Below are 12,464 nucleotides of genomic sequence, written 5' to 3'. Positions count from 1 at the left end.
GACAGATGTCAGTTAAAACAGTTAACGAATAACCCATAATCTATTACGTATTTTAAAAAAGAATGAAAAAAGAAATCCATATATTTTTTACGGCTTTAATGTTTTATACCCGTATTCGATGTCCCAAAAACATTGATCACAATCCAGATTATTTGAATAAAGCGAGTCGGTATTTCCCTGTTATCGGTTGGATTGTGGGTAGTGTGGCTTTTGGTGTTTTTTGTTTTTTCAATTACCTAACAAGTCCTGAGATAGCGGTTCTTCTTTCTATGATTGCCTCTATTTTAGTTACCGGCGCATTTCACGAAGATGGTTTTGCCGATGTTTGTGATGGTTTTGGAGGCGGTTGGACCAAAGAAAAAATTCTTTTAATCATGAAAGACAGCGCCATTGGTGCTTATGGTGCCATTGGTGTTGTACTGCTTTTATTGCTGAAATATCAATCACTTTCTCAAATTGTTTCTTCAGAAATCCTGAATCTTAATTCAGAAATCCTAATTTTTATATTGTTTGTTTCCGCCCATTCCGTGAGTCGATTGGCTGCGATTTCAATCGTTTTTACCCATGAGTATTCGCGTGAAGATGCAACAAGTAAAAGCAAGCCTATTGCGAAAAATTTTACTTGGAGAGAAATAGTTGGTTCATTCTTTTTTGGATTGTTGCCTCTGATGGTATTGACTTATTTTCAATGGCAATTCGTATTTGTTTTAGTACCGGTTTTTTTGACCCGTTTCTTCTTGGCGCGATATTTCCAGAAATGGATTGATGGGTATACAGGCGATTGTCTTGGAGCAACCCAACAAGTGTGTGAGCTAGTATTTTATTTATCGATTATTGCGTTATGGAAGTTTATTTAGTTCGCCATACTGAAACGGTTTGCGAGAAAGGAATCTGTTATGGACAATCGGATGTGAGTTTGTTAGAGCCTTATTCTGAACAATTTGAATTTATTAAAAATCAGATTCCGGCAGGAGCAATAGTGTATTCCAGTCCTTTGTCTCGTTGCACCGCATTGGCGGGTTATTTGTCAACATCTGTAATTACCGATTCTCGTTTGATGGAAATGAATTTTGGTGATTGGGAAATGAAAAATTGGGATGAAATTCCTCCGGATGATTTTACGCCTTGGATGACTGATTTTGTAAATGTTGCCGTGCCTAACGGAGAATCTTTTGTTGATTTACACGATCGGGTGAATGATTTTTTAGAAAATGAACTTCAAAAATCACACAATATGCCAGTAGTTATCGTTGCCCATGCCGGCGTTATTAGAAGTGTTTTGTGTAAAATATCCAATTTGCCGTTAAAAAATGCTTTTCAAAATAAAGTGGATTTTGGCGCTGTGATAAAAGTGGTGCTGTAATTATTTGATTTAAAATACTGACAAACTGTGTTTTATCTATTTTTAAGTTTCAAAAATGACATAAGTTTGATTTTATAATAATTTTAACTCTATCTTTGCCGCCGAATTGAGGTTGTGTTTTGTTTTTTGCAAATCACATTAAAAGGGAATTAGGTTCAAAACCTAAGCTGTTCCCGCAACTGTAAGCTATAAAGCTTGTTGTTATCTACAAAACCACTGTTACGCCTTGCGTGATGGGAAGGTAAACAACAAGACGCAAGCCAGGAGACCTGCCTTTTTTCTTAACTAATATCGAACTTTCGGGAGAAAAAGTTCAGAAATTATGAAAGCTAAAAACATATTTTTATTTTCGATTGTATTATTGGGTCAATTCCTTTTGGCTCAAAATAAACCCGCAATACCTTTAAACGAAGTTATTGTTTCTGATAGCCAGCTCAAAAACTTTTCGAGCTCACAATCCGTTCAAAAATTGAACGATTCCATTATCAGCAAAAATCAGTCTTCTTTGACTTCTCTTTTAAATTACAACACGGTTATTTATTTTAAAGAAAATGGTTTAGGGATGGTTTCTTCGCCTTCGTTTAGGGGAACAACTGCGCAACAAACGGTAGTTGTTTGGAATGGAATTAATATCAACTCGCAGTTATTGGGTCAAACGGATTTTAATACGGTTTCTACCAGAGGATATAATTCGATTGATGTGAAAGCAGGAGGAGGAAGTGTCGTTTACGGCAGCGGGGCTATAGGTGGAACTATTCATTTGAACAATGATTTAAAATTCACAAATACTTTCAAAAACAACTTTGAGATCTATTACGGAGATTTTAATACGCTGAGCACCATTTATGGAATTACTGCTGCAACAAATAAGTGGAGTACAAACGCCAGTTTTTCTAGAAATAGTTCTGATAATGATTTTAAATTCATAGGAAAAGAAGACAGAAACACCAACGGTCAGTATTACAATAACAGTTTGAGCACCGCCATTGGATACAAAATAAATGCCAAAAATAGTATTAAATTCTACAGTCAAATTTATGATGGAGAGCGTCATTTTTCTTTGACATCGCCCAATGCTGTTAAAACAAAATACCAAGATTTTAATACCAGAAATTTACTGACATGGACTCGTTATATCGGAAGATCGGTTTCTAACTTTAAACTGGCCTACATTACGGAACATTACAACTATTTTGAAGACATAGAAAGTGAAGGATTTACCTCTGGAGGTGTTAAAAGTCTTATTGCAAAATATGATTTTGTGTATGAATTAGCACCAAAAATAAGCTTAAATACAATTCTAGATTACAATAAAAATAATGGACTTGGTTCAGGTATTGGTAGAAGTACTAGGCAAATAGGAGGTTTGAGCGTTTTGTTAAAACAGAGCCTTATTGAAAGATGGAATTATGAGCTTAGCGCTCGAAAAGAGGTTTCGGATGTTTATAAAAGTCCAGTTGTATTTTCGGCGGGTTCCAGTATTGATTTTTCAAAGGTTTATCAGTTAAAATTTAATGTTTCTCGAAATTATAGAATTCCAACTTTTAATGATCTGTATTGGGAAGGTAGCGGAAATCCTGATTTGAAACCAGAAAACTCCTATCAGGCTGAAGTGGGGAATCAGTTTCAGTATAATAATTTTCGATTAACGGCTACTGTTTATGCCTCTAAAATTGACGACATGATTCGTTGGTTGCCTAATAACTCAGGTAATTGGTCTCCTGTAAATACGGATAAGGTTTCTATTTATGGAGCCGAGGCTTTATTAGGATGGAATAAGAATCTCAACGGTCATTTGTTGGATTTTAATGGAACATATTCCTATACCGTTTCTTTGGATGATAAAAACAACAAGCAGCTTTTTTATGTTCCCTATCATAAAGTACAGGATCTTATTATTCTTATAAAAAGTTTAATTCTTATTATCAATTTATGTTTACCGGTGAAGTTTTTACAACTTCTGATAATAATCCGAAATATATTCTAAGCGATTATAATGTCTCTAATTTTGGGATTGATTATAATTTTAGCAAAAAAGATGTTTGTAAGATAGGTTTTAAAGTATCTAATCTTTGGAATGAAAAATATGAATCTTTAAGAATAGAATTAATGCCGGGAAGGAATTTAACTCTTTATTTAAACCTTAATTTTTAAACAATGAAACTAAACAATGTTTTTTTTGGAATTTTTGCAAGTGCCTTATTACTTGCTTCTTGTAGTAACGATGATGCAATCGATAAAGATGTTCCCTTAGGTGCTTATGATAATGGCGTTGTTATCCTGAATGAAGGAAACTTTGGTACGCCAAACGCATCAGTGTCTTATATTTCAAATGATTTAACTATTTTCATGGAAGATGTTTTCGGTACTGAAAATCCAGGGGAAGTATTAGGAGATGTAGCGCAATCGTTAAGTTTTTATGAAGACAAAGCATTTATTGTGATGAACAATTCAAATACAGTTGAAGTGGTAAATAGATATACTTTTAAAAGTTTAGCAACCATAACCCAAAATCTTAAAAACCCTCGTTATAGTGTTGCTTTAAATGGAAAACTATATGTTACTAATTCAGGAACTAAGGCTGTAACGGTTTACGATGCAAAAACTTTTACTTATTTAGAGACTATTGTTATTGGCAAGACATCTGAAAAAATAGTTGCAGCCAATGGTAAATTATACGTTATGAATGGCTCTTATGGTAGCGGAAATACGGTAACGGTTATTAGTCCTCAAAGCAATAATGCTATGAGCACAATTACTGTTGAGAATGGTATTAATTCTATAGAGGAGAAAAACGGATCTGTGTATGTTTTATGCGGATACTTACAAGAAGTAAGTTGTTTAAAATTAACACTACTACTGATACGGCAACTTCAAATACAAATCTACTACATTAACTAAAGCTTTAAATATGGATATCGATGGTGATAAAATATATTATACCAAAGGAACTGGTGTATATGCTATGGCTTTGAATGCAACAACTTTCAGCGAAACACCATTGTTTTCAGTTACTGACAATAGCTGGTCTACTTTTTATGGTTTTGGTGTTATTAATGATAAAATTTATTCAGGCGACGCAAATGGATTCACAGCCGGTGGTATCGTTAAAATATTATCTACAACTGGGGCTGAATTGAAAACAGTAACTGTTGGTAAAGGACCAAATGGTTTTTATTCTAATAACTAGTTGAATTTAAATTAGTTGTTTTTAAAAGAAAAAGTTACAATTAACTATCTTAGTTGGTGAAATTATTGCAAAAAGCCCCATTTTTCATTGAAAAATGGGGCTTTTTTGTTTTTGTCATGCCCTGAAAAGCAGAAAGACTTTTAGGAAATTGTTTTTTTATTTTCAGATGCTACTCCAATTCTGAGATACATTCTATTATTTTTTTTGCTATTTGTTTTTGCTCAATATTGTTCACAAGAATTTTTTTATCATTCTCATTTGTTAGATAGCCGAGTTCCATCATTATTGCCGGTACTTCTGATTTTTTCAAAATTTGAAAATCGGCGTATTTAATTTCAGAGACTTTGAAATTTGCATTTATAAATTTTGTTTGAAATTTCTCTGCAATTAAGTTTGATGTTTCATAAGATTTAGATTCTATAGAAACATAAAAGCCCATTCCACAGGTGTTTGTGTCGGTGCTTGAATTTACATGTAACGATAAAACTAAATCAGGTTTGATCGTATTTATAAAAGTAGTTATGTCTTCTAGAGGTACAAATTTATCCGAGGATCTGATGAAATGAATAACGATATTTTTATTTTTATTGAAAGACTGAATTTTGGTAATTAGCTGTTTTATAATTTTTTTTTCAGCATTGCCACCAGCATTAGTACCTAACTCACTTCTGCCATGACCGGCATCAATAACTACATTGATTTGTTTTAATGCTTTAACTTTTGGTTTGGTAAAGGCAAAAGAAACAATCACTGCTAGAACTAAAAAGAAAAGGGTGTTTTTTTTCATTTCGGTATTATTATAGTACTGATAGTTAAGTAGTAACGGTTTGTTTTGCCTTTTGTTGTATTAAAATTATTTTAATGATTTCAAAAGCCCTTCAGGAGCTTCTTCAATATACATTTGGTTTTGCCCGTTTAAAGATTTTGAATCTTTAAAGTAGTTGAAATCTTTTCCAATTTGCTTTGCCATTTTCGCTGTTCCGGTTATTTTTCCTATTGCGGTACTCAATAATGGCTCTGTAGACTCGCCCAGAACTCCATAAGTTGTTATCGTTTCTTTTTGTTCAACATCAGGTGTAAGCCCATTAAAGTAATCGCCAAAACCAACGGAGTTTACTATTTTTAATACAATTGGTTGCATGGCGTATCTATGATTTGGATTCCTGTTTTGTTTGCCAAAAGTTGGGGAATCGTATAATGTCACTGAGCCTACATTTTTACCAGTGGTTACATCTCCAATTTGAATTACATCAATATGAGGTTTTAAGCCATTGATTACTAATTCACTTGCAGATGCCGTGCTTTTTGTGGTCAGGATGTAAACTTTGGTCATGTTCAAACTGTTTATTGGTGTAGATTCTATTTTGTCTGTAAAATAATTATTTAAATAATCGGGATTTTCAGCTTCAAAATAGGCTTGAATTTTAGGATTCCATTGTTCTTTTGCAAAAACTTTCCCTTTAAATTGCCCTGTTATCATACTGGCTAATCGAGTAGCAGTTTCAACTGAACCACCGCCATTATATCTTAAATCGAGCACTAAATCGGTAACTCCCTCTGATTTAAAAAACGCAAAAGCTTCATTTAATTGGGTATCATAATTAGCATAAAAACCATTGTACATCAAATAGCCAATTTTATGAGAACCGGAATTGATTACTTTTTTGATTAAAATTGGATTTTCGGATAAAACAGTTTTTGTTAATGGTACTGAATTTCCATTGGCAACTATCGTGGTTCCATTATAGGTTGCTAAGTTTAAGGTGTAGCTTTCGGCGGCCAATAAAGATTGATAGTTGTTAATGGTAAGTTGGGTGCCATTTACAGCAGTAAACATGTCTCCGCGTTTTATTGCCTTGTTAGCCGCGTCCGAATTAGGTATGATATAGCGAACATAACCAAAAATTTCGGTGTTACTTCCTGGTTTATAGCTTAAACCAAAATCGACACCATCATTTTTTGTAGTTCCCTGAAGTGATCCTTCGAGTTCTAAATAATCGTCTACGATCCAACTAAATTTATCAATTGATTTGTCGACTCTTAGAGCGTCAAATAATTTTTCAGGTTCTGGATATCCTTCCAAAAAGGCATTTAATTTGGCTTGGTTTTCAAATCGATCATCAGATAGATTAGGAACATCATTCTGCCAAAGATAATATTGGTTTAAACCTTTCCAAATGAAATTTTGAACCTCTAGGTTTTTTGGTGCTGCAATGTCATCATTATCTTGACAGCTTTGAAAAATAAATCCTGATAAAAAGAATAGTAATGCAAATTTGAATGGGGTCTTCATATATATGGTTTTCTATAGATAGTAACGTAAAAATAGTAACTTTAGTTTTATTTCCTATTTCTTTGTAACAAAAATAAACGTAATTCGTCTTGATTGTATAACCGACTTATTAAAACCATTGCAATGAATCAAAATGAGTTTGTCCAGTTAATTAATCCTTTTAAGGACAAAGTCTTTCGACTAGCCAAGCGATTGTTGACTAGTACAGAAGAAGCTGAAGATGCAACTCAGGAAGTTTTGGTGAAATTGTGGAATAAAAATGGAGGCTTGAGCGATTATAATAATGTGGAGGTTTTTGCAATGACAATGACCAAAAATTATTGTTTGGATCAATTGAAATCAAAAAGAGCCGGGAATTTAAAAATTGTACATACTAATTTTACGGATAGAGAAGCTGGATTACAACAAAAGATAGAAGATCAAGACAGCATGAGTTGGGTAGAAAAAATCATTGATCAACTGCCAGAGCAACAAAGGTTAATTATTCAAATGCGAGACATCGAACAATATGAGTTTGAAGAAATAGCAAAAATTTTAGATATGAATGAAACTGCCATTCGGGTGGCGCTTTCGAGAGGGAGGAAAACGATACGGGAATTTATGTCAAAAACACACAATTATGGAATTAGTTAAAATAGAAATACTATTAGAAAAATACTTTCAAGGAGAAAGTAGTATTGCCGAAGAAAATGAATTGAGAAAATATTTTTCTTCCTCAGATGTTGCGCAGCATTTGGAGCAGTACCAATCTTTATTCGTTTATTTTTCTCAAGCAAAAGAGCAAAAGTTTAAGCAAGGGGTTCCAACACTCTCGAAACATGGGATAAAAAACCTAATAGGATATGGGTATCTATTGAGTGGCTGTATTTTTGCTTGGCATGGAACGTATGCATATTATAATGTTGCAAGCACTAAACAAGAGTTAGGAACCTATAACGATCCTCAAGTTGCTTTTAGACAAACACAAAAAGCTTTGGCTTTGTTGTCAAATCACGTAAATACTGGCATAGAAAGTGTACAGTACATTCAGGAATACCAAAATTCAAAAGAGTTAGTTTTTAAACAATAATAAATAAAAGAAAATGAAATCAACGATTCACAAAGACAAGAAAAGCAGTAATTTAAATCTGAGCAAAAAGTTTCTAATTACATTAATTATAGTATTGGTATCAAGTCCGTTTTTTGCACAAACGGCTTTTGATAAATTCGATGGACAGGATGATGTTACCTCTATTATTGTCAACAGAAAAATGTTTGACTTGATGAGTAAGGTCAAAGTGGATGTTTCTGATAAAGAAGCACAACAATATTTGAATTTGATAAAAAAGTTAGACAATTTAAAAGTTTTTACGACCAGTAGTACAAGGGTGACAAATGAGATGAAATCTGCCGCTGATAAATACATAAAAACGACAGGACTAGAAGAGTTAATGCGTATAAATGACAGCGGTAAGAATATAAAAATACTCGTAAAATCAGGTGCAAGCGATACCCAGATTAAAGAACTTTTGATGTTTATTGAAGGTGGAAGTAAGGCAAATGAAACGGTTTTGATGTCTCTGACCGGTAATTTTGATTTGAATGAAATTTCGGTGCTTACCGATAAGATGAAAATCCCGGGTGGAAACGAGTTAAAGAAAGCTGCTAATAAACGATAGTATGAAAATCATCTATAGTATTACATTGTTTTTGTGCTTGCTGTTGGTGAGCTGTAATTCAGAGCCAACATTGCAGAAGTATTTTGTAGAAAACACAGAGAACAAAAACTTCATAGCCTTAGATATTTCGCCTAGTATTTTGAATGTTGATAAGGCGAAATTGACCGCGGAGCAGAGTACCGCTTTGCAATCTTTTGATAAGATGAATGTTTTGGCTTTTAAATTAAATGATACTAATAAAGCACAGTTTGAAGTAGAACGCGCCAAAGTAAATGCAATTTTAAAAGATAAAAAATACCAACAATTGATGAAGTTTAGTTCCGAAAAGAAGGCGCTTCGGTAAGCTATGTTGGATCTGACGATCATATTAAGGAGTTTGTTTTGTATGCTAATAGAAAAGAAACCGGTTTTGCCGTGATTCGGTTTTAGGAAATGATATGAATCCCGCCAATATCATGACGATGTTGCAGCTGATTCAAAAGTCGAATATTGATTTAGAGCAGTTGAAACCTTTGCAACAATTAGTGAAATAGAACTTAATTTTGATTTGTTTCATAGTAAGTAACAGTTATAAAAAGCATCTCTGCAATTGTTGAGATGCTTTTTTGTTTTGAATGCTTTGCAATGATTTAATTGAAATTATTTGTTGAATATTGGAGTTTTAATCCGAATTTTGACGTGATTGTAATTCTGAAATATTTTAAATTCTGAACATGTATTCACTCTTAAAAAGCTTTATCAAAAGTCAAACAGAAATAAACGAAGAGGACTTGCGTTTAATCTTATTATTTTGAGCCTAAACAAACCGAGAAATGAAATAGTGGTAGATTTTAATGACGTTTGCGATAGTTATTATTTTATAAACAAAGGCTGTATAAGGCTTTATACCATAAATAATGAGGGAATTGAAACATCGCGTTATTTTGCTTTTGAAGGTATGCTTTGTACGGCTTTGCCTAGTTTTATAGATCAGCAGCCAACATATGAGTATTTGCAAACTATTGAAAAATCGGAATTGTTAGTTATATCCAGAAAGGATTTTTATGATCCTGTTGAACGATTTCCAGAATTCGATAAAATTTATAAAAGAATTTTAGAATTGGGTTTTATATCGGCGCAGAAACGGATTTATGGTTTTCAGGGATTTAATGCTTTAGAAAAAGTAAAATGGGTCATAAAACACCAACCTCATTTTTTGTTAAGGGTATCGAATAAAATGGCAGCTTCCTATTTAGGTATTTCTCCATCTACTTTGAGCAGGATAAAATCCAAATTGTAATAAAAAAACGTTGCTTTAGAACAATGTTTATCGCTGTTATTATTTTTAATTTTGAAAACAAATACAAAAAGCTATTCTCATTATAATTTCATTGGCGAATAGTAGTTGATTAATAATTAAAATTTAGAATAGCGTACATTTTTATATAGTCTGTTTAGATTCCATTTCCAAAAAATAAAATGAAACAAGTTACCCTTACCAATCAAGTATTGTATTTATTAAGTATTTCGGCCGGTCTTGTGGTCGCTAATCTATATTACAATCAGCCATTATTGCATCAAATAGCAGTTACTTTTAAGGTGTCAGAAGCAGAGGTGAGCAACGTAGCTTTGTTTACCCAATTAGGATATGCTTTAGGATTGCTCTTTATTATTCCATTAGGAGATAAAGTATCAAACAAGAAAATATTGCAATTGGATTTCCTAATCATGGTTATTTCTTTGATTGCGGCAGGAATGGCTAATTCAGTTTTGATTCTTATTATTAGTAGTTTCCTTGTTGGTTTTACCTCGGCCATACCACAATTATTTGTTCCTATGGCTGCCCAACTTTCAGATGATCAAAATAGAGGCAGAGCTATAGGTATTGTGATGAGCGGTTTGTTGATTGGGATTTTAGGAAGTCGTGTAATAAGTGGTTTTGTAGGCGAACAATTTGGATGGCGAGTTATGTTTTATGCCGCGGCATTGATGATGATTATTTTATTTATAATCCTAAAATATAAGTTGCCAAGAATTGAACCGCAATTTAAAGGAAGTTATGCAAGTTTGATGAAATCGCTTTACCATTATTTTATGTCAGACGCCTCATTGCGTTTGGCTACCTTAAGAGGTGGTTTGGCTTTTGCGGGCTTAAGTGCATTCTGGACTACTTTGGTTTTTTTGATGCAGGATTCTTTCGGCTACGGAAGCGCGGTTACCGGAGCATTTGGAATTCTCGGAATTGTTGGAGCTCTGGCTGCTACCTTTGTCGGGAAAATAAGCAGTAACATTAGCAATAATTCAGTGATTTTAGTGGCTGTATCTCTGCTAATAGTTTCTTGGGGCATTTTATTGTTTTCTGGAAATTCTCTTATAGGTTTGATGGTTGGGGTTTTGCTGGTTGATTTAGGTTTACAGTCTTTGCATATCACTAATCAGAAGATTATTTTTTCCAAAAATCCAGAAGCAAGAAACCGGGTCAATACCATTTATATGGTAGGCTTTTTTATTGGTGGCGCTTTTGGAACCGTAGCGGGAGCGATGGCTTGGGGACATTTTCAATGGATAGGTGTGTCAATTCTTGGGATCGCATTGTCGGTTTTGATTTTGATTGTGCATATTTTGGAAAAAGCTAAATTTTTAAGATGATGATTGCGTTTTTTGAGCAAAAAATGTTAAATAATATTTCATCTTTATGGGTTGTTTTTTTTAGAGTGTAAATGATTTGTTTTAAGTGTTTTAATGGTTTGATTTGTTGAAGAAGCAATTTTATTTTTTGTAAAAAAAGAAGTACAATACTTTGTGAAAGTTGTAATTAGAAAAATTTCGGGATTTGATTATGCATCAAAATATACTATATTCGGCCAATATTTAATAACGATTAATTTTCCGTGTCTATAAGTTTATTTGTAGGGATGGAGTTTTATGGCAGTGTATAAGATTTTAAATTTAAAACCACATTTTTCCTATTAGCAATCATTCTTTATGAAGTCACAAGATTTATTAATCCTTGAAAAACTTAAGGTGGGAGATTCTTCCGCTTATAAAGAATTGTTCGATTTATACTATATGCCTCTTAGTATATATTCTTTAAAGTACTGTGACTCATTTGAATTAGCCGAAGATATTGTTCAAGATTTATTTATAAAATTTTGGGATGAAAAAATATACTTAAAATTAGACGAAACGATTAGTCCGTATCTTTTTAAGTCGGTGAAAAATAACACTTTGCAGGCTGCCAAGAAACAAAATAAATATTTTTTTGAAGAAATAGAAGATCAGATCAATGTGTTAATGGATGAGGAGAATTTTGATATGGAATTTCTTGAACAAGAAAAGAAGAAACTGTATGAGGAAATTGAAGCTTTGCCTTTAAAAAGTAGAGAAGTTTTTAAAGCCATTGTATTAGAAAATTTAAAATATAAAGAAGTCGCATTAGAGCTTGGAGTATCAGTAAATACAGTCAAAACGCATTATTCAAGAGCCTTAAAACAATTACGAAATTCATTAGATGTAATTATAGTGTTACTTTTAGTTTAAAAAAAGTTTAATTTCTTTTCACCCATTATTGATCTATTGTTATCTATACAATATAAGATGTCAATAATGAATAATATTCCGCAAAATATTTTGGTACTCCTTTTAGCTTATACTTCAAAAGAAATAAGTGAAAGTGAATTTTGTGCTTTAAAAGAATGGATAAATGAAAGCTCGGAAAATGAAAAATTTTTCTCGGAGTATTTGCTTTTTTATAAAAAATCTAGAAGAATAGCTTTCCTAGAAAATACGGATAAAGACAAAGCTTGGAATAATATAGTGTCTCAATTAGAGAGACCTTTACAATCTATTGAAATTTCAGAAAAACCAGAATCCAAAATTAGGTTTTTAAAGCAAGCATCAACCGTCTTTAAGTATGCTGCTGTTATTCTCTTTTTTTATCAATAGGTTATTTTTATTATCAGGAGGATTTTGTTAGCAAGC

General features: G+C 32.7%; 15 protein-coding genes and 1 riboswitch. Of the genes, 13 read left to right on the top strand and 2 right to left on the bottom strand.

Going from position 1 to position 12,464, the window contains the following annotated elements; translation table 11 throughout:
- Positions 1-62: 62 nt before the first annotated feature.
- The 5 genes from ACMDB5_RS00460 (at position 63) to ACMDB5_RS00440 (ending at position 4,553) form a co-directional block, all read left to right on the top strand.
- Positions 63-857, top strand: coding sequence for an adenosylcobinamide-GDP ribazoletransferase (locus ACMDB5_RS00460; protein ID WP_413999080.1), 795 nt, complete (start codon positions 63-65; stop codon positions 855-857).
- On the top strand, positions 842-1,363 hold the full coding sequence (gene cobC, locus ACMDB5_RS00455; RefSeq protein WP_413999079.1) for an alpha-ribazole phosphatase: 522 nt from the start codon (positions 842-844) through the stop codon (positions 1,361-1,363). Before ACMDB5_RS00460 ends, cobC begins: the two co-directional genes overlap by 16 nt.
- Positions 1,364-1,455: 92 nt before the next feature.
- Positions 1,456-1,655, top strand: a riboswitch (cobalamin riboswitch).
- 30 nt (positions 1,656-1,685) lie between these two features.
- Entirely contained in the window at positions 1,686-3,350 is a 1,665-nt protein-coding gene (locus ACMDB5_RS00450; RefSeq protein WP_413999078.1) for a TonB-dependent receptor plug domain-containing protein, read from the top strand.
- Positions 3,351-3,520: 170 nt separating this feature from the next.
- Complete coding sequence (locus ACMDB5_RS00445) at positions 3,521-4,264, top strand: YncE family protein (RefSeq protein WP_413999077.1); 744 nt, start codon at positions 3,521-3,523, stop codon at positions 4,262-4,264.
- Between the two features lie 10 nt (positions 4,265-4,274).
- Complete coding sequence (locus tag ACMDB5_RS00440; protein WP_413999076.1) at positions 4,275-4,553, top strand: hypothetical protein; 279 nt, start codon at positions 4,275-4,277, stop codon at positions 4,551-4,553.
- Positions 4,554-4,722: 169 nt separating this feature from the next.
- Here the strand turns inward: ACMDB5_RS00440 and ACMDB5_RS00435 are convergent, their stop codons facing one another.
- Both ACMDB5_RS00435 and ACMDB5_RS00430 read right to left on the bottom strand, forming a co-directional pair.
- The gene (locus ACMDB5_RS00435) at positions 4,723-5,340 is read right to left on the bottom strand and encodes an N-acetylmuramoyl-L-alanine amidase (protein ID WP_413999075.1); all 618 of its coding nucleotides are present in this window, start codon (positions 5,338-5,340) and stop codon (positions 4,723-4,725) included.
- Between the two features lie 66 nt (positions 5,341-5,406).
- The gene (locus ACMDB5_RS00430; protein WP_413999074.1) at positions 5,407-6,846 is read right to left on the bottom strand and encodes a S41 family peptidase; all 1,440 of its coding nucleotides are present in this window, start codon (positions 6,844-6,846) and stop codon (positions 5,407-5,409) included.
- Between the two features lie 123 nt (positions 6,847-6,969).
- Here ACMDB5_RS00430 and ACMDB5_RS00425 point away from each other — a divergent pair, with 123 nt between their 5' ends.
- The 8 genes from ACMDB5_RS00425 to ACMDB5_RS00390 all read left to right on the top strand — a co-directional run bounded on the left by ACMDB5_RS00425 (position 6,970) and on the right by ACMDB5_RS00390 (position 12,428).
- Positions 6,970-7,479: an RNA polymerase sigma factor gene (locus ACMDB5_RS00425; RefSeq protein ID WP_413999073.1), complete on the top strand. Its 510-nt coding sequence runs from the start codon at positions 6,970-6,972 to the stop codon at positions 7,477-7,479.
- Positions 7,466-7,915, top strand: a complete 450-nt coding sequence (locus tag ACMDB5_RS00420) for a hypothetical protein (protein WP_413999072.1) — start codon at positions 7,466-7,468, stop codon at positions 7,913-7,915. Before ACMDB5_RS00425 ends, ACMDB5_RS00420 begins: the two co-directional genes overlap by 14 nt.
- Before the next feature lie 13 nt (positions 7,916-7,928).
- A complete protein-coding gene (locus ACMDB5_RS00415; protein ID WP_413999071.1) occupies positions 7,929-8,504 on the top strand; it encodes a DUF4252 domain-containing protein in 576 nt (191 codons plus the stop codon).
- A gap of 1 nt (position 8,505) precedes the next feature.
- A complete protein-coding gene (locus tag ACMDB5_RS00410; protein ID WP_413999070.1) occupies positions 8,506-8,847 on the top strand; it encodes a DUF4252 domain-containing protein in 342 nt (113 codons plus the stop codon).
- 447 nt (positions 8,848-9,294) lie between these two features.
- A complete protein-coding gene (locus ACMDB5_RS00405; RefSeq protein ID WP_413999069.1) occupies positions 9,295-9,783 on the top strand; it encodes a Crp/Fnr family transcriptional regulator in 489 nt (162 codons plus the stop codon).
- 179 nt (positions 9,784-9,962) lie between these two features.
- Positions 9,963-11,132, top strand: coding sequence for an MFS transporter (locus ACMDB5_RS00400; protein WP_413999068.1), 1,170 nt, complete (start codon positions 9,963-9,965; stop codon positions 11,130-11,132).
- Positions 11,133-11,468: 336 nt separating this feature from the next.
- A complete protein-coding gene (locus tag ACMDB5_RS00395) occupies positions 11,469-12,023 on the top strand; it encodes an RNA polymerase sigma factor (protein ID WP_413999067.1) in 555 nt (184 codons plus the stop codon).
- A 66-nt stretch (positions 12,024-12,089) separates the two neighbouring features.
- Positions 12,090-12,428 (top strand): hypothetical protein, encoded by a 339-nt coding sequence (locus ACMDB5_RS00390; RefSeq protein ID WP_413999066.1) that lies wholly within the window; start codon positions 12,090-12,092, stop codon positions 12,426-12,428.
- Positions 12,429-12,464 lie beyond the last annotated feature (36 nt).

It is taken from the genome of Flavobacterium sp. W1B (assembly GCF_047344965.1).
Lineage (GTDB): Bacteria > Bacteroidota > Bacteroidia > Flavobacteriales > Flavobacteriaceae > Flavobacterium.
This window is presented reverse-complemented; position numbering and strand designations above follow the sequence as displayed.